Annotated in this window: 18 protein-coding genes and 1 riboswitch; of the genes, 11 read left to right on the top strand and 7 right to left on the bottom strand. The window is 43.7% G+C overall.

From position 1 onward, the window contains the following. Positions 1-177 precede the first annotated feature (177 nt). Positions 178-1,878, top strand: coding sequence for an amino acid permease (locus M1L62_RS19630; RefSeq protein ID WP_254561318.1), 1,701 nt, complete (start codon positions 178-180; stop codon positions 1,876-1,878). Positions 1,879-1,950: 72 nt separating this feature from the next. Here M1L62_RS19630 and M1L62_RS19625 read toward each other — a convergent pair whose 3' ends face one another. Both M1L62_RS19625 and M1L62_RS19620 read right to left on the bottom strand, forming a co-directional pair. Then, entirely contained in the window at positions 1,951-2,367 is a 417-nt protein-coding gene (locus M1L62_RS19625) for a hypothetical protein (protein ID WP_254561317.1), read from the bottom strand. A gap of 36 nt (positions 2,368-2,403) precedes the next feature. Further along, positions 2,404-2,832 carry a hypothetical protein gene (locus M1L62_RS19620; protein WP_254561316.1) on the bottom strand — a complete coding sequence of 143 codons (429 nt, stop codon included), beginning with the start codon at positions 2,830-2,832 and terminating at the stop codon, positions 2,404-2,406. Positions 2,833-3,076: 244 nt separating this feature from the next. Between M1L62_RS19620 and M1L62_RS19615 the strand changes: the two genes are divergently transcribed. Both M1L62_RS19615 and M1L62_RS19610 read left to right on the top strand, forming a co-directional pair. After that, complete coding sequence (locus tag M1L62_RS19615) at positions 3,077-4,480, top strand: DUF1800 domain-containing protein (protein WP_254561315.1); 1,404 nt, start codon at positions 3,077-3,079, stop codon at positions 4,478-4,480. Between the two features lie 24 nt (positions 4,481-4,504). Next, entirely contained in the window at positions 4,505-5,710 is a 1,206-nt protein-coding gene (locus tag M1L62_RS19610; protein WP_254561314.1) for a DUF1501 domain-containing protein, read from the top strand. Positions 5,711-5,947: 237 nt separating this feature from the next. On the opposite strand, the gene M1L62_RS19605 is transcribed toward M1L62_RS19610, so the two are convergent. Next, positions 5,948-7,288, bottom strand: coding sequence for a sensor histidine kinase (locus M1L62_RS19605; RefSeq protein WP_254561313.1), 1,341 nt, complete (start codon positions 7,286-7,288; stop codon positions 5,948-5,950). Positions 7,289-7,375: 87 nt separating this feature from the next. Beyond that, on the bottom strand, positions 7,376-8,026 hold the full coding sequence (hxpB, locus tag M1L62_RS19600) for a hexitol phosphatase HxpB (RefSeq protein ID WP_254561312.1): 651 nt from the start codon (positions 8,024-8,026) through the stop codon (positions 7,376-7,378). Positions 8,027-8,131: 105 nt separating this feature from the next. Then, positions 8,132-8,224: riboswitch (TPP riboswitch) on the top strand. A gap of 80 nt (positions 8,225-8,304) precedes the next feature. Here hxpB and thiM point away from each other — a divergent pair. The 5 genes from thiM (at position 8,305) to M1L62_RS19575 (ending at position 12,150) form a co-directional block, all read left to right on the top strand. Then, on the top strand, positions 8,305-9,096 hold the full coding sequence (gene thiM / locus M1L62_RS19595; protein ID WP_254561311.1) for a hydroxyethylthiazole kinase: 792 nt from the start codon (positions 8,305-8,307) through the stop codon (positions 9,094-9,096). 292 nt (positions 9,097-9,388) lie between these two features. After that, entirely contained in the window at positions 9,389-10,015 is a 627-nt protein-coding gene (gene thiE, locus M1L62_RS19590; RefSeq protein WP_254561310.1) for a thiamine phosphate synthase, read from the top strand. 14 nt (positions 10,016-10,029) lie between these two features. Beyond that, positions 10,030-10,854: a bifunctional hydroxymethylpyrimidine kinase/phosphomethylpyrimidine kinase gene (gene thiD, locus M1L62_RS19585; RefSeq protein WP_254561309.1), complete on the top strand. Its 825-nt coding sequence runs from the start codon at positions 10,030-10,032 to the stop codon at positions 10,852-10,854. Between the two features lie 19 nt (positions 10,855-10,873). After that, positions 10,874-11,524, top strand: a complete 651-nt coding sequence (gene tenA, locus M1L62_RS19580) for a thiaminase II (protein WP_254561308.1) — start codon at positions 10,874-10,876, stop codon at positions 11,522-11,524. A gap of 125 nt (positions 11,525-11,649) precedes the next feature. Beyond that, positions 11,650-12,150 carry a pyridoxamine 5'-phosphate oxidase family protein gene (locus tag M1L62_RS19575; RefSeq protein ID WP_254561307.1) on the top strand — a complete coding sequence of 167 codons (501 nt, stop codon included), beginning with the start codon at positions 11,650-11,652 and terminating at the stop codon, positions 12,148-12,150. 163 nt (positions 12,151-12,313) lie between these two features. Here the strand turns inward: M1L62_RS19575 and M1L62_RS19570 are convergent, their stop codons facing one another. Then, the gene (locus M1L62_RS19570) at positions 12,314-12,853 is read right to left on the bottom strand and encodes a YciE/YciF ferroxidase family protein (RefSeq protein ID WP_254561306.1); all 540 of its coding nucleotides are present in this window, start codon (positions 12,851-12,853) and stop codon (positions 12,314-12,316) included. A gap of 302 nt (positions 12,854-13,155) precedes the next feature. Here M1L62_RS19570 and M1L62_RS19565 point away from each other — a divergent pair, with 302 nt between their 5' ends. After that, positions 13,156-14,073: an LEA type 2 family protein gene (locus M1L62_RS19565; RefSeq protein ID WP_254561305.1), complete on the top strand. Its 918-nt coding sequence runs from the start codon at positions 13,156-13,158 to the stop codon at positions 14,071-14,073. A gap of 68 nt (positions 14,074-14,141) precedes the next feature. Here M1L62_RS19565 and M1L62_RS19560 read toward each other — a convergent pair whose 3' ends face one another. Together M1L62_RS19560 and M1L62_RS19555 are read right to left on the bottom strand one after the other, a co-directional pair. Then, a complete protein-coding gene (locus tag M1L62_RS19560; protein ID WP_254561304.1) occupies positions 14,142-16,091 on the bottom strand; it encodes a glycoside hydrolase family 127 protein in 1,950 nt (649 codons plus the stop codon). A gap of 974 nt (positions 16,092-17,065) precedes the next feature. Beyond that, positions 17,066-18,430, bottom strand: coding sequence for a sigma-54-dependent transcriptional regulator (locus M1L62_RS19555; protein WP_254561303.1), 1,365 nt, complete (start codon positions 18,428-18,430; stop codon positions 17,066-17,068). Positions 18,431-18,853: 423 nt separating this feature from the next. On the opposite strand from M1L62_RS19555, the gene M1L62_RS19550 reads away from it, so the two are divergent. Together M1L62_RS19550 and M1L62_RS19545 are read left to right on the top strand one after the other, a co-directional pair. Beyond that, the gene (locus M1L62_RS19550) at positions 18,854-20,104 is read left to right on the top strand and encodes an efflux RND transporter periplasmic adaptor subunit (protein WP_254561388.1); all 1,251 of its coding nucleotides are present in this window, start codon (positions 18,854-18,856) and stop codon (positions 20,102-20,104) included. A gap of 184 nt (positions 20,105-20,288) precedes the next feature. After that, positions 20,289-20,966 carry an ABC transporter ATP-binding protein gene (locus M1L62_RS19545; protein WP_090335338.1) on the top strand — a complete coding sequence of 226 codons (678 nt, stop codon included), beginning with the start codon at positions 20,289-20,291 and terminating at the stop codon, positions 20,964-20,966. Positions 20,967-21,064: the final 98 nt, after the last annotated feature.

Here is a 21,064-nt window from a genome sequence, read left to right as displayed (position 1 = left end):
CGGCAGATAACGAATGAATGTTTTGAATTTGATACAGGAACAACCAAAAACAAGGAATTATCCCTGGAAATTGGATGATTAATTCAACAAATTTTGGCTGTATGCCATGATGATATAGGAATATCAGTATTTTCGCTTTTATGTAACTAAAAAAACTCGCCAGTAATCTCAAACCCAATGAAAAAAAACGCTTCTCTATTTCGTAAAAAAACAGTTGATCAGATCCTGTTGGATGCACATGCGAATGAAGGTGGCGGTTTGGCCAAAATATTGGGTGTGCGCGATCTGGTTTCCCTCGGAATAGCGGCCATCGTTGGAGCGGGTATTTTCAGCACCATCGGACTGGCAAGTTATAATGGAGGCCCTGCGGTTTCACTTTTATTTGTTTTTACGGCAATCGCCTGTGTTTTTACGGCACTTTCTTACGCGCAGTTTGCCAGTACGGTACCCGTATCCGGCAGCGCCTATACTTATGCATACGTAGCTTTTGGAGAATTGTTCGCGTGGATTATCGGCTGGGCATTGATCCTCGAATATGCAGTTTCCAATATGGTCGTGGCCATTTCCTGGTCTAAATACTTTGTCAGCATGCTGGAAGGTTTCGGGATTGTCATTCCCGGTTATCTTACCATTGACCCGGGCTCGGCTGCTGATGCCTTTGCCAAATTGCAAACCAGCGGCATTGCTTCTTTAAGCGGAGCCGAAAAACTGGCTGCTCATGCCTACGAAATCGCGCCGGTTATCGGCGGTTTTCATCTTATTCTTGATCTTCCAGCCGGACTTATTACGGCGTTGGTAACGAGCCTGGTTTATATCGGTATCCGCGAATCAAGAACGGCCAGTAACATCATGGTGGCTTTGAAGATTGGCGTGGTATTGCTTGTCATTTTTGCCGGAGCATTTTATGTAAAACCTGAGAACTGGACGCCTTTCGCTCCCAACGGGGTTAAAGGTGTATTAAGTGGAGTGGCAGCAGTGTTTTTTGCCTTTATCGGTTTCGATTCCATTTCTACGACGGCGGAAGAGTGTAAGGATCCGCAACGTGATATGCCCAAAGCGATGATCTATTGTTTGTTGATCTGCACCGTTTTGTATGTATTGATAACACTGGTGCTAACCGGTATGGTCAATTATAAAGAGCTTAATGTGAGCGATCCGCTGGCCTTTGTTTTTCAAAATATTGGTCTTGATTTTATGGCGGGCCTAATTTCCGTAAGCTCTGTAATTGCCATTACCAGTGCGTTACTTGTGTATCAGCTCGGACAGCCAAGAATCTGGATGACGATGAGCCGCGACGGTTTACTATGGAAAAAGTTTTCAAAAATCCACCCGAAATATCAAACTCCATCTTTTGCAACCATCGTTACCGGTTTGGTTGTAGGTATTCCTGCGTTGTTTTTCAAAATGGATTTCTTCGTTGATCTAACCAGCGTCGGTACTTTTTTTGCCTTTATCCTGGTCTGTGGCGGCGTGCTTTATCTGGACCATTCAGGAATATCGGAGCGTTCAAAATTCAGAGTGCCGTATATCAACGGTAAATTTCTGGTAGGATTCAGTTTGTTGGTGGCTGTCGTAGGGTTAGCGCTTTATGGCGAAAACGTTGTAGCGGAGTGGAAAGGGTTAACGATAGGTGCAATTTTTGAACACAAACTGCTGACAATAATATTCTGGATTGCCTGGATAACCTTGTCGGTAATGAGTTTTAAATACAATTTCTCGGTGCTTCCTGTTGCCGGAATCCTGACAAATCTTTACCTCATGACCGAACTTGGCGCCTCCAACTGGTTCATTTTTGTGGTCTGGCTTGCAATCGGTCTTGTAATCTATTTTAGCTACGGTTACCGCAAGAGCAAGCTGGCAGGGGATGGAGAGAATTAAGAATTAAGAATGAAAAATTACGAATAATTTAAATGGGGGTTAATGACGTTTTTGGCGTTGTTAACCCCATTTTTATAACTTTTCTATTTGAACGGACACTTCGTAGTCTTCCTTTTTAGGAGGCGTTTTGGTGTTAGGGTTTGGTTTAACGGATTGCAGGCTTACTTGATATCTTGTTCCTTCTAAATCTATTTCTGAATAAGCAGGAGTCGGTGTATCGCCAGGTTTTAAAGACGGACAACCGAGACACAGTTTTAAATTGTGTTTCTTTTTTAATTCCCGAAGATCAAATTCCAGATTCACTGAAACATATCCTGCCCAAATGCAAACAACATCTTCTGGACAGCGGGCATCTTCTACCTGCGTTAAAGTCACCAATGTTTGTGTTTTAGAATCCATTAAATCGGGCTGCTGGTAATAAAATATCCGGGTACCTTCTTTTAGTGATATCTTTTCAGTTTTGCAAGATGTCAAAAAGACTATAAACAAGAAGAAGCAGGTTGATTTATACATCATCTTAAAGATTTATTTCTTTTCAATAACCAGTGAAATATTGTAAGCAGGTTTATTGTTCGCCGTGTTGACTTTTGGATACGGATTGACGGCTTTTAATATAAATCTGTATTTTAATCCTGCAAACGCTTCATCGAGTGTGTCCGGCTGAAAGTTGGAGCAATCGCCCAGACACATTTTGACGTGTTTGGTTATCCTTCCTTCTGTCGTTACACCGTCCAGTGCCAGATCAATGTTTGCGTTTCCGGCCGTGATACACTGTCCCCCCTCCGGGCAGCGGCTGTCATTAACATCGAAAAACGTCAGTGTTGCTATCGGTACGTCATTAATTGGAACGATTTTCTTGTAATGAATAAGTCCTTCCTCTTTTTTATCGACCGATGATTTCTGACAGGCCGACAGCATCAGGCTGGTGAAAAGAAGTATGTAAATTTTTTTCATAGTAATGCTGGTTTTCAATGAAGACTGATAACAAATGAAAATGGTTGTAAACACTACTGGTAACTCGTGAAAATTTCCTTGAATAATTTTTAATTTAAGATATTTTAATACTATTTATCATTTAAAAAATGTTAAAAAATAGTCAGGGCCTCAGTGTGTTTGCTTGCCCTGGATTTCTGGGTATTTAATGCCTTGTTTTAAACCTTTTCCCTGGCGGTAAGTCGAAGAAGGAAACAACGTTGCTATGAAGGATGCCTTGAATAACAATAACTTACTGCATCTGTACAGAAGGGCCGGATTGGGAGGTTTGCCGGAAAAGGATATATCAATCAGGAAAGCAGTTTCAAAGCTTTTTATTGAAAGTAAACCTTTCACGCCGATCGAGATCGTCAGCAAGGAAACGGAAAAAACCGGGGTCAAAGAAGCGATAATGGCCGGTGATAACGAGGTGACGAAGAAGGACCGGATGAAAAAAAATCGGGAAGATATCCGTGCACTTAACGTCGCATGGATGTCCGCAATGGCAGACGGAAAAACGGCCCTGCGTGAAAGAATGTCACTTTTCTGGCATGGACATTTCGCTTGTCGCGTTCAAAACGCGGCCTTTGTCCAAAGTTATCTTAACACGATCAGAAAAAATGCGTTGGGTAATTTCGGCGATTTACTCATGGCCGTTTCCAAAGAACCTGCGATGCTGCAATTTTTGAATAACCAGCAAAACAGGAAAAATAAACCAAATGAAAATTTTGCCCGTGAAGTCATGGAATTATTCACATTGGGGCGTGGAAATTATACAGAAAAGGACGTGAGGGAAGGTGCCAGAGCTTTTACTGGCTGGGGTTTTGATTTGAATGAGCAATTTCAATTCAGGGAGCGTTTGCATGATTCTGATGGGAAAATTTTTCTGGGCAAGACCGGGAATTTCCAGGGAGAAGATATTATCAGGATTTTATTGGAACAGAAGCAGACGGCCAGGTTTATCACAACCAAAATTTATAAGAGTTTTGTCAGTGAAACTCCTGACGAGCGAAACATCACTGAACTTGCGGATGATTTTTACAGATCCGGTTACGACATCGGCAAGCTGATGCACAATATTTTTACCTCAAAATGGTTCTACGAAAATTCCCCCAAAACCTTGTTGATTAAGTCTCCGGTTGAGCTGCTAATCGGAATTCAACGGACTTTGGGAGCTGATTTTATTGAAAAGGAACCGGTTTTATACATCCAGAAAGTTCTCGGACAAGTATTGTTTTATCCTCCCAACGTAGCCGGTTGGCCGGGAGGTCGTAACTGGATTGACAGTTCAAGTCTGCTATTCAGAATGCAGTTGCCTAATCTGATGTTTGGTGTCGCTACTCAAAATGTGAAGGCGAAGGATAGCGGTGATGTCAATGATCAGTTTGTGAGGCGAAGTGGGGAGAATACCAGGGTCAGGATAGATTGGGGGAAATGGGTGAAATATTTTGAGGAAATTTCTGACGAAAAATTACCTGACTCGCTGGCTGGCACTTTGCTGGCGTTGCCACCGGCTGCTTCTGTGATGGCATTGGTAGTTAACAAAAATGCGGGAATAACAGACAGGACGGAACGGATCAAAAAGCTTACGCTGGCCATTATGGGCTTGCCGGAATATCAGATCAGTTGATTTTCATTACAAAATAGCAGAAAAATGAAGAGACGAAATTTTCTTAAAAACTCTGTTTTCACCACGGTAGGAACGATGTTGATCCCGCAGTTTCTGCAAGCGCAGGAGTACGGGATAAAGAAGGATCAGAACGGGAAAATACTGGTGGTAATTCAGCTTTCCGGCGGTAATGATGGCTTGAATACTGTTATTCCGTATCGTAATGATATTTATTATCGGGAGCGTCCGGCGCTGGCTATCGGAAACGACAAGGTTCTGAAATTGACAGATGAGATTGGTCTTAACCCTGCGCTGGAATCTTTACGTCGCCTGTATGACGAGGGGCGCGTCAGCATTTTAAATAATGTAGGTTATCCAAATCCCGACCGTTCCCATTTCCGGTCCATGGATATCTGGCAAACGGGCAGCAATGCGGATGAATATCTTACCACGGGATGGCTGGGTCGTTACCTGGATGCCAGTTGCGCTGGCTGTACGATAAAACCGCATCATATGCTGGAAATTGATGATACGTTAAGTTTGGCGATGAAGGGGCAAAAAGCCAATGGGCTGGCCATGCTCGACCCTCAGAAATTGTACAGGCAGACAAGGAATGGAATGGCGGAGAATCTTGCTAAAACCTATAAAGGTCACGGTGATGAACATGATCAGGTCAGTTATTTATACAAAACACTGGCCGATACGGAGTCCAGCGCCGAGTATTTATTTGAGAAAGGAAATCTGAAACACCGACTGGCTGACTATCCAAATTCCGAACTTGGAAAAAGCCTGAGGACAATTGCTGAGCTGATCACTTCGGGCGTCGATACACAGGTTTATTATGTTTCTCTTTCGGGGTTTGATACGCATGTGGGGCAACGAAATCAGCAGGATAAGTTGTTGATACAATATGCAGAGGCTGTCAGTTTTTTCGTGGATGATCTGAAAAAACAAGGGCACCTCGACAGAACAATGGTGATGACTTTCAGTGAATTTGGCCGGCGCGTTAAGCAAAACGGGAGTAACGGAACGGATCATGGAACGGCAAACAATGTATTTCTGATAGGTGGTCCGGCAAGAAGTTCTGTGATTTATAATGAAGCTCCAAATCTTATTGATCTGGATGGCGGGGATCTTCGATATTCATTGGATTTCAGAGACTTGTATTCTTCCCTATTAAAAGACTGGCTTGTCGCGGATGATAAGGCCATTCTGGGAAAATCGTTTGCCGGGTTAAGAGGATTGGTTTGATGTGTAGGTTACACAGAGCGGACGCCGCGCGGGTACACGGAGTTAAAAAGAGGGGCACGGAGTTTTTTTCTTTCATGGCTCTGTTTTGTATTGGTAATGAAATTTTGAATGATTTATCAAATTTCTACAAAATTTTATTATCAATGAAGTCAAGTAGTTGTATTGAAATATCCATGCAAAAAACTCTGTGTCCCTCTTTCTTTCTCTGTGGACACCTCTGTGTAACCTACAACAACATTAGATTACCAAAGAGAAAACAGTACCTTTTCCAACTTCCGAATGAACATTAAGCTGTCCTCCGTGTTGCTGAAGAATTTGTCGTGAAAGACTTAGTCCGATACCTGAGCCTGTTTTTTTTGTTGTGTAAAAGGGAATGAAAATGTTGTCAAGCGCCTCTGGCTCAATGCCATCGCCATTGTCGCTCACTTCAATAACGGTAACACTGTCGGTGATATAAGCATTAATCGAGATCATCCGGTTGGTTTGTGCGGAAAAAGATTCGGATGCATTTTTGATCAGGTTGATCAATACTTGCTGAATCTGGCTGCTATCGGCTTTTACGGTCAGGTTGTCCGGTTTTACATTGACCTGCCATAAAACACCAACGGCTGTGAGGTCCGTTTGAAGCAGTTGTATAACTTCATGCAGCAATTCCTTCACATTCAGACTGGCAAAATTTGGTTTGGGCAGCGTCGTGAAATCTCGGTATGCATTCACAAACTGCATCATCCCTTTACTCCGTTTTTCAAGGGTTTGCAACGCTTCTTTTAAATCGCTGACCGCTTCCTGATTGGTTGTGCTTTTTTCAATATCTTCATTGACAATCAACCTCATCGTGCCCACGAGGGAAACAATCGGTGTCATGGAATTCATGATTTCATGACGCAAAACACGTGTAAGATTTTGCCAGGATTCCACCTCCTGCTGTTGAAGTTCTGTCTGGATATTTTGCAAGACTACGATGCGCACCCATTTTCCATGCATCTGAATGGCCGCTCCCTGCAAAGCGAGCGGCTGATCCGACGGCGTCCGATATAACTCCCTGACCCCGGAACTCAGGTCCGCGAGCAACTCATACAACCGGGGATGTTTATCTTCGAGTTCGCTCAAATTATGCAGACGGTAAATGCCTAACATGCGCAGCGCTGCGCTGTTGATAATGTTTACCTGTCCGGTTCCGTCAAAGGTGATAAGCCCGGTTCCAATGTGCTGGACAATCGTGTTGAGGTATTGGAGACTGGCTTCTTTCTCCGCGCGTGCCTGGCGAAAGGCCTGCAAAACCTCGTTGAACTGCTGATTGAGTTCACGAAAAGTAGCTCCCATGGTATTGTCGGCCCGGAAGTTTATCGTGAAATCGGAATAACGGACGGATTCAAGAAAGTAAATCAGTTTCCTGTTGACTTTTGTCACGTAGTTATACAGCATCGAGGCCTGCACAAAAACAATAATTGCTCCCAGAATACAGATTAACCCGACATTGGTATGGTATTTCGTCAACCAGAACAGCCCTATAATGGTCAGAATAATAATCGTAATCCTTACGGCAATCATGATGCTGAAATGGCGCAGACCGGTCATTTTTTTGCGGGTTAATCTTGGTTCAGGAAAAATGAAATTCGGGAATAGCCGGAAGGCTGTTTCTCAAAGCTAATATCGTATTTATTCTCAAACGCCCACCGCCAGAATATCAAATTCTTCCAGGGACCGCAGTTTGTAGTGCGCCAGGTCAAATTTGGGGTCATCGTATACTTCCGGGTTGGGAACGCAGATGGTGATCATTTTGGCACCGTGTGCAGAACGAAGCCCGGTAAACGAATCTTCAAAAGCGATACACTCGTGAGGAGGAATGCCCAGTTTGGCAGCCGTCGAAATATACACGGCAGGGTGCGGCTTAGTGTGTTCTTCGAGCTCTCCCGAGTGCCAGGTTTCGAAGTAGTCAATAATTTCAAGGCGTTTCAAAACCGCCTCAATAAGCTCCATATGGGATGCGGACGCCACGGCAAGTTTTATGTTTTCGTGGTAAAGATTTTTAACGAGCTCAATGGCTCCTGGCATCGGCTTGGAATGAGCGATGATATTCCGGTGTGCAATCGTCAGAATATCGTGTTCCAGCTCTGCACGATCGGGAGTGTTCCACGGCTGGATCCGATAGCAGAACTCCAGAAATAACTTGATGGATAAGCCTGTTGTCTGAAGTTTTAAGTCATGGGTTAACTTGAAGTTTACTTTTTGCATCACCTCCGTTGCTGCTTCCGTCCAGATCGGCTCTGAATCAATAAGCAATCCGTCCATGTCAAATATTGCCGCCTTAATCATTTGAAAGAAAAAAGAGATTTAAAGTGAGTAAGTAAGAACAGGAAAGTAATAGTAAAACTCCTTTCTGTTTTTAATAATGACCAAAACTACTACATTCGCAGTTAAGAATGGCTTTAGGGGTGTCCCAATTTGGACTGAGAAATACCCTTTGAACCTGAAACAGTTGATACTGTCGTAGGAAAAAGCGTTTACACAGAAGTGCTTCTTTCTGTCATCTCATTTCGGGAATCGCTGCCTAAGCGCCAATTCGGTTTGTTTTTCTTCAAATCCCGATGTAAATGAAATTTAATATAGCTGAAAATCTTGCAGAGCTGAGAGCACGTTCGCCTCTTGTTCATAACATCACGAATTTTGTCGTCATGAATTATACGGCGAACGCGCTTCTGGCCGTTGGCGCTTCTCCGGTCATGGCTCATGCCGTTGAAGAGGTTGAAGATATGGTGGCGATCGCAGGTGCGCTCGTGGTCAATATCGGAACATTATCACCGCTTTGGGTGGAAGGAATGAAAAAGGCGATGCTGGCGGCGGCGAAATTGGGCAAACCCATTGTTCTCGATCCTGTAGGTGCAGGAGCAACACCTTATCGTAATCAGGTTTTGTCTGAATTACTGGCAACGGCCGCTCCAACGCTCATCCGTGGCAACGGCTCTGAAATTCTTGCACTGGCCGGTGTAAATATTAAGACAAAAGGTGTGGACAGCACGGCAAGTTCAATCGACAGTATCCAGGCAGCCCGGTTATTGAGCGACAAATACGGCTGTGTGGTAAGTGTTTCCGGAGCCACGGATGTTATTGTGAGCGGAGAAAAGGTCGCCTATGTGGAAAATGGCGTGCCATTAATGACACGGGTAACCGGTATGGGGTGTTCGGCTTCAGCCATTGCCGGGGCATTTAGTGCAGTTCAGCCGGATGCTTTTGAGGCGGCAGTTTCGGCAGCGGCATTGATGGGTGTTTGCGGGGAGAAAGCATTTGAAAAAGCGAAGTTACCCGGTTCGTTCCAAATCGCCTTTTTAGATGCATTGGCCGAAGTTACACCGGAAGTGTTGGAGCGTTTAGCGATTATTAAGTGAATTTGCCCCATCGTTGCGTTGGTCGAAAAAAGTTATGTCACCCTTTCAGGGTTTAGCTCTAATACGGTTGGCCGGTTTGCTATAATACTTTCATCCCTCCGGGATTATGGTAAATGGGCTGAGATTGTTGCTCGTAATGATCGATTAATTTTAAAACCATCAACCGCCAAAATCGCCCTGACTTAACAATCCCGAAGGGATGACAGTATTATAGCGACTAATCGATCCCCAAAACCGTTTAACCTCGAAGAGGTGACACTACGAATGCCAGGTATTTATAACAAGTTTCAAAATGTTGAATGAACAAATACAATTATACCTCGTAACCGATGAATCTGCCTGTCTTGGCAGGGACATATTTTGGGTTGTCGAGGAGGCCGTCAAGGGCGGCGTCACGATGGTACAGCTTCGTGAAAAATCTTTGGATACCCGGGCTTTTATTGAGCGGGCCATAAAAATGAAAGCGCTATTGGCTCCTTACAACGTTCCGTTAATAATCAATGACCGCGTTGACGTGGCATTGGCCAGTGATGCAGACGGTGTGCATGTGGGTCAGAGCGACATGCCTTATTCCGTACTAAAAAAAATATTACCTCCTGGAAAAATCATCGGTTTGTCGGCAGAGAAGAAAGAGGATGTGGTGGAGGCCGAAAACTGGGAGCTCAGTTATCTGGCAGTCAGTCCGTTGTTTTCCACGCCTTCAAAAACGGATCATTCAGAGCCGTGGGGGATGGAAGGTTTGAAGTGGGTAAAAGAAAACAGTAAACATCCCCTGGTTGTTATTGGCGGAATTAATGCGTCAAATACCTCGGAAGTAATGCACCACGGATCCAGTGGTATCGCGGTTATTTCGGCCATTTGCAGTGCGGAATCACCTTTTGAAGCCGCAAGCTATTTAAAATCTTTAACGCGTATTTAACTGACATTGATACAATGCAACGATATCCAACAGTGTTAACCATAGCGGGTTCCGACAGCGGGGGCGGGGCAGGTATTCAGGCTGATCTGAAAACAATTGCCGCGTTGGGTGCTTACGGAACTTCCGCCATCACAGCCCTTACGGCACAAAATACACAAGGGGTGCGCGCCATTCACCCGGTTCCGCCGGCTTTTTTGAAGAGCCAGCTGGAAGCGGTTTTTGAAGACATAAAAATTGACGCCGTTAAAATCGGGATGATCAATACGATTGAAGTCGCGCAGGTTATTGCCGAAATTCTGGATCGCTTTCAGCCGGAGTTTGTTGTGTTCGATCCGGTTATGGTGTCGACCAGTGGTTCAAAACTCATTCAGGATGAAACCATTGAAGTGTTATGGAAGGAGTTATTTCCCCGGGCCACGCTAATTACACCGAACCTGGACGAAGCACAGATTCTGGTCAACCGTAAAATTGAAAATGTGGAAGACATGATAACAGCGTCTCGGGAAATGATCGATCGGGGCTGCCAGGGCGTTTTATTAAAAGGCGGACATTTGATCGCACCGAAACTTTTTGATGTTTTCGACCAAAAGAACGGATCGCCTCAGATTTTTGAGACAGAGTATATAGCCAGTCAAAACGTGCACGGCACGGGCTGCACGCTTTCTTCGGCGATAGCCTCATATGTGGCGCTCGGTAATACGCTGGCTGACGCAATCCAGCTGGCCAAAAAATATGTTGCCGGGGCAATTACCGCAGGAAAAGACATTACGACGGGTAAGGGCTCGGGGCCGCTGAACCATTCTTTTTCACCGCAGGTGATGGTGATTAAATCCATTTGATTTTAAATTAACGATATACATGACTTTCACAGATCATCTTTGGAACGAGGCGTTGCCCATTTACAACAACATTCTTGAACATCCCTTTAATCAGGAATTGAAATCGGGGACCTTGCCGCTTGAAAAGTTTAAATTCTATATCTATCAGGATTCACTTTATCTTGCCGATTTTGCAAGGGCATTGGCAATGGCCGGGACCCGTGCCGGAACGAGTCAGCAATTGCTTGAATTCCTGGGTTTTGCCCAAAATGCAATCATCGTTGAGCGCGTTTTGCACGACAGCTATTTTCAGGAATATGCCATTGAATTTAAAAGCGGAAAGGCCCCCGGTTGTTTTGCTTATACCAATTACCTGCTGACAGTCAGTGCCTACGAGTCTTTCGAAGTGGCTGTGGCGGCTTTACTTCCCTGTTTCTGGATTTATAAAAAGATAGGCGATTACATTTATGCGAACCAAACTTCGCCGAACACGTATCAAAACTGGATCGATGCCTATGCAGGGGAAGATTTTGCAGTTTCAGTAAACAAGGCACTGGCAATCTGCAATGAACTCGCGGAAAATGCCTCCGAAGCTACAAGGAAAAAGATGACGGAGGCTTATGTGACGGCATCCAGGCTGGAATATGTATTCTGGGACAGTGCATATCAATTGGAGAGGTGGGAAATCTAATGTCGGTATCTTTCAAGGAATAAATTTATCACAAGTTATCGGTACATGAGCCTGTTCTGATTGGAACGGTTATTTTAAGGCAGTCGGTGAAACAATATTCATAACAGACTAAAATTGAAATAATCATGGAAAAGGATCTTGAAAATAAAGACGCAATAAAAAAGCTCAAATCCCTGGTTGAGGATATCCGGTTTTGCATGTATACCACATTTGAAAACGGGAAAATTGAATCGCGTCCTATGACGACCCTGGATGTGGATGAGGAAGGAAATGCCTGGTTTTTTACATCCAGAAACACCGAAATTGCCAATGAAACCGGCAATGGTGAAGAAGTTACCCTGATTTATTCCCATCCTGGGGACAATACTTACCTGAGTGTCTCCGGATATGCCACCATCGTTGACGACGAAGCGAAGAAAGAAGCATTATGGAGTCCATTGTCAAAAGCCTGGTTTCCAGAGGGCAAGGACGATCCGAATCTTGTAGTTTTGAAGGTCACGACGGACGAAGCGGCATATTGGGATAGTCCGTCTTCAAAAATGGTTGTTTTTCTGTCGATGGTCAAAGCTGCCGTAACGGGCCAGCCGACTGACCCGGGTGACCACGGGAAATTGAATCTGGTATAATAATCTGACTCATATAGTTGATTAAAATCGCCCGTCAGGCTTTGTTGTTATCAACAGACCTGGCGGGCGATTTGTATTAGCATTGACGAAGTTACCACATGAAAAAACCGCTGATCAACGGCATTGCTGCACTCTGACCAACGGTTTTCAAAGACCAGAAATATTATTCCTGACCTGCTTCTTCATTGACATAGGCTTCAGCGAGATCCGTCAGCTTATGATCAGTCTCACCTTCCTCGTTGAGTGTTGTCTGAAGAATATCTGCTACGTCCTCGTGTCCCAGTGTTCTGGCAATATTTCGTAACGTACCATACGATGCTATCTCATAATGTTCTACCTTTTGAGCAGCCATAATCAGCCCGCAATCACGTACCATCGTGCCTTTGTCTGTACTTTCGATAATCTCGTCACCTTCTTTAAGTAACCCTTCCATAGCCGCGCATTTTTTTGCCTGAGCCTTTTCGCCTATTATGCCGAAAATTTCTTCCAACCGGCTGGCATGACCTTCTGTTTCTGTGGTGTGCGCCTCGAATGCCGATTTTAGTTCCTCAGACGTAGCTGCCTTTGCCATTTTGGGTAAGGCTTTTGCAAGATGTTTTTCCGCCCAGTAGATATCTTTCAGACCGTCCACAAAAAGTTCTGTCAGTTTTTCGTGATCCTTCTCGTTGATTGTTTTGGTCGATTTGCTTTTTGCAGTTTTCATAAGTGTAATTATTTAATTGCTAGTTTGTTGTGGCAATTGAAGAATTCAATTGTACTGCTCGGATATAAAACATCCGTACCCGAACCCTTAAAAATTGCTACGCACGATTCGGATATTTTTAGTGCAGATATATATCCACAACTTTGAATTTTGAGCCGACGTTTAGGCGTAATAAAATCCTCATGATGATTAATTGGTTTGAAAATCAATTAGTTAAAACGATTTGTTGCCTGTTTTTCTCAATTTGATGAAAGGAATGCTTTTTGCGTAACCGATTTATTCAGGCACAAAACTTCCATTTTATGGCAAACCGGTCGAAGACACCAATCATTGTATTAATCGTTTCAGGAATAATAGTAGCTGGCGTAATTGGTTATTTTCTTTACAAGTCAAAATATGCCAACCCGGTTTCGGGATTAAAACCGCGGGTCGAAATGGGCATTGGCAGGATCAGCAATATCACCGATAGCACGATTGACCTGTCGCTGAACTTATTGGTAGACAACCCGCTGCCGGTAGGTCTGGATGTCAAAAATTTTACTTATGCCGTAGACATGAATCATGTCCGGATTATAGAAAGTGAGCATACAGACCCGTTAAAACTCAAATCACAGGACAGCACCGTGCTCACTTTGCCGACTCAGTTGAAAATTAAGAAGCTGGCGGCGGTGAGTAAAAAGAGTGCGGCTATTGGAGAAGACAGCGCTGAATATCATTTTGAAGTGGCGCTAAACCTGGAAAAGCCTTTTTTGGGCAAGGATACCTTGCGTTTGCATTCGGATAAGAGACTGCCTCTTTATCGTTTGCCCAAAGTGGAATTGGTTGGTTATGACATGGAGAAATTTCGTCTCAGTAAGTCCGATGTGGTCATACAGCTGAGATTTACAAATCAGAATGTTTTTCCGGTTCAATTTGAAAATCCTTCCTATGTTGTAGATCTGGGCAACCAAAAAGGTCTGGCAAAAGGTGCTGTGAAGGGTTTTACAAAGGTTAAGTCAAAGAGCAGTGAGATATACGAGATTCCGCTCAAAATAAACATGGGCGATTTACTAAAAACGGCCGGTCAGATGATTTTCAAAGGGAAAGACCTGCCATTTACGTTGTATTTCAAATGTAAGCTGGTTTCGGAAAATGAGGTTTTGCGTAACAGCGACGTAAATGTTGTTGTAGACGGCGAGCTGAAAGATCTCGATGCGCTGAAAAAAAATATGGATAAGTAAGTAAACTCAGTCAAAGCAACACTGTCAAAACAAGTTCAAGAGTATTGCTTTGACTGAGTTCAGTATGTTTATTTTTTATCAAACCAGATTGTCATTTCATTAGCACCGCGGTTCGCCCATGCGTAATAGGGGATAAGCGTTGCCGGTTTTTCTCCGGTTGATTTAAGAACGGTTAATCCGCCAAGAAAATCCTTCTGGTATTCTGCATTAAAGTTCTGATCCGGCGTTACGGCGATGGAAAGAGCCTTTCCATTGTTATCTTTTCCTTCGGCACAATACAATACAGGTCCGCGTTCAATAGCTACTTTTCCAATATTGTTTTTGATGTTTTCGTTGGCAATGACCCTTCGTACGGGCATATCCAGTGCCAGCGTCACAACATCACCTTGTTTCCAGGTGCGGGAAAGTTTGAGATATCCGTTTTCAATAACAGCAGGCGTGTTTTTCCCATTTATAGCTACCTGAACTGCCTTCGCCTGCTTATTTTCGTATGTGTACAAATCACCGGGTATAGCCTGTCCGTTTGCCCAGCCCGGGATCCTGATCGACACCGGAAATGCCGCTGATTTTGCAGGGGAAACAGTCAGTTTGATATTTCCATCCCATGGATAAGCCGTCTTCTGACTGATTTTTACCGACGTAGTTTCAAGTTTTAAATCCGAATCGCTATCCATAAAAAGATTCACAAGAATTTCATTGGCCTTTGTTGCATAAACATAAGCGGGAAGCGATGGTAAAAAACGCGATACGTTTGTAGGGCAGCACGCGCAGCCAAACCACTCGTGACGGGTGGCTCCAACGCCGCGTCCGAAGTCATTAAGTCCGTTGGATGCCATCGGATTCACATAAAAAAACTGATTTCCGGAAACGGACATACCGCCCAGAAAACCATTATACAAAACCCGTTCAAAAACATCCATGTATTTGGATTCGCCTGTGTAAAGGAACATCTTGTGATTCCATATCAGATTGGCAACAGCCGAACATGTCTCCGCATAGGCATTGTCATTCGGTAAAACGTAGGCAGCATCAAATGCCTCACCATCTTCCCTGGCGCCCACGCCGCCCGTGATGTATTGCTTTTTAGTAGTAGCATCATCCCAAATCTGGTGGATGGCGTTGCTGTACTGAGGGTTATCTTCAATCGTGAGCATATCCGCGATGGCCGCGTATAAATACTGTGCGCGCACGGCATGCCCGACAGCTTCCTTTTGTTTTACAACCGGTTTCTGATCCTGAAAATACGAGGGGCCAAGGCGGTGTTCATCCAGAAAAAGTGGACGTTTGTCGGAGCGACCACGCATATCCACAAAGAAATGTGCAAGATCCAGATATTCTTTTTTATTGGTTGTCCGGTATAATTTCACCAGGGCAATTTCAATTTCTTCATGGCCGGGAACTACAATAAGCTGCCCCGGTTTTGGTCCGATCGTTCTCACGAGATGATCGGCATTTTTGGTCGCTACTTCCAGCAAAGATTTCTTACCGGTGGCCTGGTAATGGGCAACGGCTGCTTCATAAAGATGCCCCACATTGTAGAGTTCATGGCTTCCGTTTTCGAAAGAATAACGGGTGGGCCCTGCAATCCAGTCATAAGACCCGGTTGTATCCTTGTTGATCGTCCGGATGGTGTAGAGATATCCGTCGGGTTCCTGCGCCGCTGCGAAAAGCGTTATTAAACTGTCAAGATAATGGTCAAGCTTGGCATCGTAATGATTTTGGAGAGAATATGACGCACCTTCAACGACTTTGAAAACGTCGGAATCGTCAAATCGGGTACCCTGAAAAACACCTTTTTTTAATCCTCCGGCGACCGCAAAGTTATCGATACGGCCAGTTTCTTCACATTGATGCAAAACGTGGGGGATCATTACGGTTCGCGCTGTTTCCATACGCTGGTGCCAAAATCCCTGTTGAAGTTTTACATTTTTTAACGGTACCGATTGAATCGATTTATGCTGGGCAAAACTCAATTGTGCTAAAAAAAGAAGAATGGCAGGCAGGCAATACTTTGTCATTAGTTATGGATTGAAATGAGAACTTCGATATCATAACGCGAAAAGGTGTAAAAAATATGCCAGGGTGGGGCTTTCGGTTGTCAGTAATTGGCTTTCAGGTATTTCAAAGTAAAATTTATTTGCCTTTGGCAGATTTCGCGGGTAGGGAATTTGTTCAGGTCACGAAGCGTTCCGATTGGAACGCGTGCGAATAATCCGCCCAAAAAATTTCTACCCACGAGTTGTGCCTATGGCACAAAAGATTCATAAGAATGGAATCTATGTAATTTTGAACGCTTGGAACTAACATCACAAACAAATTTCTACCCGGGAGTTGTGCCTACGGCACAAAAGATTCATAAGAATGGTACCTATGTAATTTTGAACGCCTGGAACTAACATCACAAACAAATTTCTACCCTGGAGTTGTGCCTACGGCATAAAAGATTCATAAGAATGGTACCTATGTAATTTTGAAGGCATTGAACTAACATCACAAACAAATTTCTACCCGGGAGTTGTGCCTACGGCACAAAAGATTCATAAGAATGGTACCTAGGTAACTTTGAACGCCTGGAATTAACCTCACGAATGATTTTCTACCCACGAGTTGTGCCTACGGCACAAAAGATTCAATAAGAATGGTACCTAGGTAACTTTGAACGCTTGGAATTAACCTCACAAACAAATTTCTACCCGGGAGTTGTGCCTACGGCACAAAAGATTCAATAAGAATGGTACCTATGTAATTTTGAATGCATGGAACTAACATCACAAACAAATTTCTACCGACGAGTTGTGCCTACGGCACAAAAGATTCATAAGAATGGTACCTATGTAATTTTGAACGCTTGGAACTAACCTGACGATAAATTTGCCCCCCCGAACCGTATTTTCTAAACAAAACATCACCACCAATTTTCAAAATGGTAATTGATGTTTGGGCGACATATTACTCTTCATTCTCCATTTTTAATTCTTCATTCAAATCCCTCTCAAAGCCCATACTTCTCCATGCGCCTATACAAAGCAGCCCGGCTTAGTCCAAGTTCTCTGGCAGCGTCGGTGATGTTTCCGTTGAAACGTTTGAGGGCCTGAATGATCATGTTTTTCTCCATATCTTCCAGATCGAAGCCGGTAGCTGTGGTCGGCTGTCCGCCCGAACTTTTTAGGAAAAGGTCATCCGGTTGCAGGGTTTTTTCCTGAGATAGGATGACGGCGCGTTCAATGGCGTGCTGCAATTCGCGGATGTTCCCTGGCCAGTTATATTGCTGCATTTTTTTGATCAATGCGCTGCTGATGTCCGTCACCGGGCGGTTATATTTTTTACGGAATTGTTTCAGGTAAAATTCTGCCAGCGGTGCAATATCCTCGGGGCGTTCGCGTAGCGGGGGCAGGTCGAGTTCGATGGTGTTGATCCGGTAAAACAAATCCTGGCGAAAGGATTTATCGGTAACCATGCTCTCAATATTCATATTTGTTGCACAGATCAGACGAACATCCAGCGGGATCGGTTTGTTGGAGCCGACGCGGGTAACTTTTCGTTCCTGCAAAACAGTTAATAATTTTGCTTGTAGAGACAGTGTTAAATTTCCGATTTCATCCAGAAAAATAGTTCCGCCTTTTGCTTCTTCAAACCGCCCTGCACGATCTTCTTTGGCATCTGTAAAGGCACCTTTCACATGGCCAAACAGCTCACTTTCAAAAAGGGAATCACTTAATGCACCTAAATCCACAACAACAAAAGGTTTTTCGGAACGCTGGGAATGCTGGTGCAGATAACGTGCCAATTGGGTTTTTCCCGTACCGTTTTCTCCCAGGATCAAAACATTGGCATCGGTCGCTGCTACTCTCTCAGATGTTTTTAAAACGTGTTGCATTCCCTCACTTTGGCCGATAATGGCGTCAGAAGAGATTTTTTCTTTTTTGTTGTCCGATTTTTCTTCCGTTCCCGAAGCTAGTTTATCACCTTTCTTTTCCTTTAAAACATCTTCGATGGTCGCAATGAGTTTATCATTTTCCCAAGGTTTTAATACAAAATCAGTAGCTCCGGATTTGATCGCCCGGATCGCCATTTCAATATCACCATAAGCCGTGATCATGATCACCTTGATATTCGGGTTGATGTCCAGAATCCTGTCCAGCCAATGAAAACCTTCTCTTCCGCTGTTCACATCACGGGTGAAATTCATGTCCAGCAGAATCAGGTCATAAGTCCCGTTTGTTACCAGAAATGGTAATTTCTGAGGATTCTTTTCAATATCTACAAGTTTTGCATGGCGTTTAAGCAAAAGTTTGGCTGCACTTAGTACGTCAACGTCATCATCAATGATAAGAATTTTGGCTTCGGAGAGGAGCATATTCTGGGCTTTGGCTAATATTTTGGTAAAAATTTTGGAGTTGCGGCGCAATGATAATTAAATCATTGAGCAATATTGGCTATTTTTTGTGTAATTTTTAAGTTAATAAGGCACTTATGAACAAAAGTATTGCTGCTAACTTACTTTTGGGTTGAAAGATGGCTGAGACGAGGCCGGATCGGTGTATGATTTTTCCTTGTCCGAAGCCGAACAAAAGTGTCCGATAACGAACATGTTGGCTAATGTTTGATTATTTGTTTTTGTTGATTTTCAAATAGTTATGACCTTTCTTCTCTTCTGGCATAGTGATTGGATATAAAAAGGGAAGAAGATTTAAATGAAATTAAATAGCCTGACAATATAATGGAAGTTAAAACACCAGTTTCCGGGAGCAACGGATCTAATTTCACCGGAGGTTCGACAATGGACAGAGTAAAGCCAAAAAAATTCTGGAACAGCCGACGTATAGGAATTATAGCCGGAAGTGTTTTATTGGTTAGTTTCTTGGTTTACCAGTTTTTCTTTGTCGATAAAAGAAGCAAGTTGAATGTAGAGCAGGACAAACTGACGATTTCAACGGTAAAACAAGGTGAATTCGATGAGTTTATCGTTGTTACAGGTGTTGTTCAGCCATTGAAAACAATTCAGCTGGATGCGATTGAAGGAGGATATGTGACCCAGAAACTGATTGAGGGTGGTAATATGGTGAAGCAGGGTGATGTGCTTCTAAAACTTGAAAATCAAAGTTTGAAACTTAGCTTTTTGCAATCGGAAACGGAGGCAAGCCGACTGGTGAATGACCTTCAGAATACCCGCCAGCGTTTGAGAGTTGAGCGTTTTACATTGCAGAAAAGTTTGAGTGAGCTTGATTTTCAGATTGATCAGGCAAAAGATGCTCATGAGCGAAACATCAAGTTATATAAAGATAAGGTGATTCCTGATGCGGATTACCTTAAAACAAAACGTGAGCTTGAACGTCTGACGAAACAGCGTGAAATTGAGATAGAATCGCAGAAATACCAGGAGGAAAATGCCAAAATGCAAATCACGCAGCTTGAAGGAACGCTTGCGAATACAAAGAAAAATGTGGATTTGTGGAGACAAACGCTTGATAACCTGGTTGTAAAAGCACCGGTGTCTGGTATGCTCTCGTCCATGAATGTGGAAGTTGGTTCGAACATTAATCAGGGACAAAACATTGGTCAGATTGATGATTTGAATGGGTTCAAAATGCGTGTGAGCGTGGATGAACATTATATCTCCCGGATTTTTGCAGGTTTGCAGGGAAGTATGGACTTCAATGGCAAGGCCTATAATCTGAAAATCATCAAAATTTATCCGGAAGTTTTAAGCGGCAGATTTGAAGTCGATATGGAGTTCCCGAAAGGCGGGGCACCGGCACTGATCAAACGCGGACAATCGGCACCGATCCGTTTGCAACTTGGACAGCCGTCCAAAGCAACCTTATTGCCAGTAGGTGGTTTCTTCTCCGAAACAGGTGGAAACTGGGTGTTTGTTTTAGGCGCCGATGGAAAGCGTGCGGCGAAACGTAAAATCACATTGGGACGTAAAAATCCTGAATATTTCGAAGTACTTGAAGGACTTCAGCCTGGCGAAAAAGTAATTACAAGTTCTTACGAGAACTTTGGAGATAATGAGGTGCTGGAATTTTAGTTTGGCGGTTAGCTTTTAATGATTGGTTTTTAGATCGAATAATTGAACTTTTTAGCAAGTAGATTTACTAACAGAGAATTAAAAAAGCACCGAAGAGTAACGAAATAATTGTAACAAACCAAGACGTAAGAAATACCCATAACCAAGCTAAAAGCCAAAAGCTAGCAGCCAACAGCTAAGAAATATGATCAAAATTGACAACTTACAGAAAATTTTTTCTACCGAGGAAGTAGAAACCACCGCCCTCAATGGCATTGATCTGGAAATTAAAGACGGAGAATTTGTCGCTATCATGGGACCGTCCGGTTGCGGTAAATCTACGCTGTTGAACATTCTTGGCTTGCTGGATAATCCAAGTGATGGTTCGTATGAGTTTTATGGTACCGAAGTTGGTAAAATGTCGGAACGCCAACGGGCACAAATTCGTAAAGGTAACATCGGGTTTGTATTCCAGAGCTTCAACCTGATCGACGAACTTACCGTTTATGAGAACGTGGAACTGCCATTGTTATACCTTAAAACGCCGCCAGCTGAGCGTAAAGAAAAAGTGGAAGCGGCGCTTACCCGTATGAATATGATGCACCGCCGCAATCACTTTCCGCAACAGCTTTCAGGGGGGCAACAGCAGCGTACAGCGATCGCCCGTGCGGTGGTGGCAACACCAAAAACAATCCTTGCGGATGAGCCGACCGGTAACCTTGACTCGAAAAACGGTGAAGAGGTAATGGCTTTGCTGAGCCAGTTAAATGCTGCCGGCACCACAATCATCATGGTTACTCACTCACCGTATGACGCAGGTTTCGCTCACCGTATTGTCAACTTATTTGATGGTAAGGTAGTTACAGAAAAAATTCACGTGTAGATAATTTTCGGAACGTTCCGGATCCTTCGATACCTATTGGGTGTGTTTAGTATTTCAAAAGCTTTTTGGAATACTAAACCTCACGTTTGCGCTATTAG

It is taken from the genome of Dyadobacter diqingensis, assembly GCF_024220585.1.
Lineage (GTDB): Bacteria > Bacteroidota > Bacteroidia > Cytophagales > Spirosomataceae > Dyadobacter > Dyadobacter diqingensis.
Note: the sequence above shows the minus strand (reverse complement) of the source record. Positions and strands in the feature narration are given on the sequence as shown.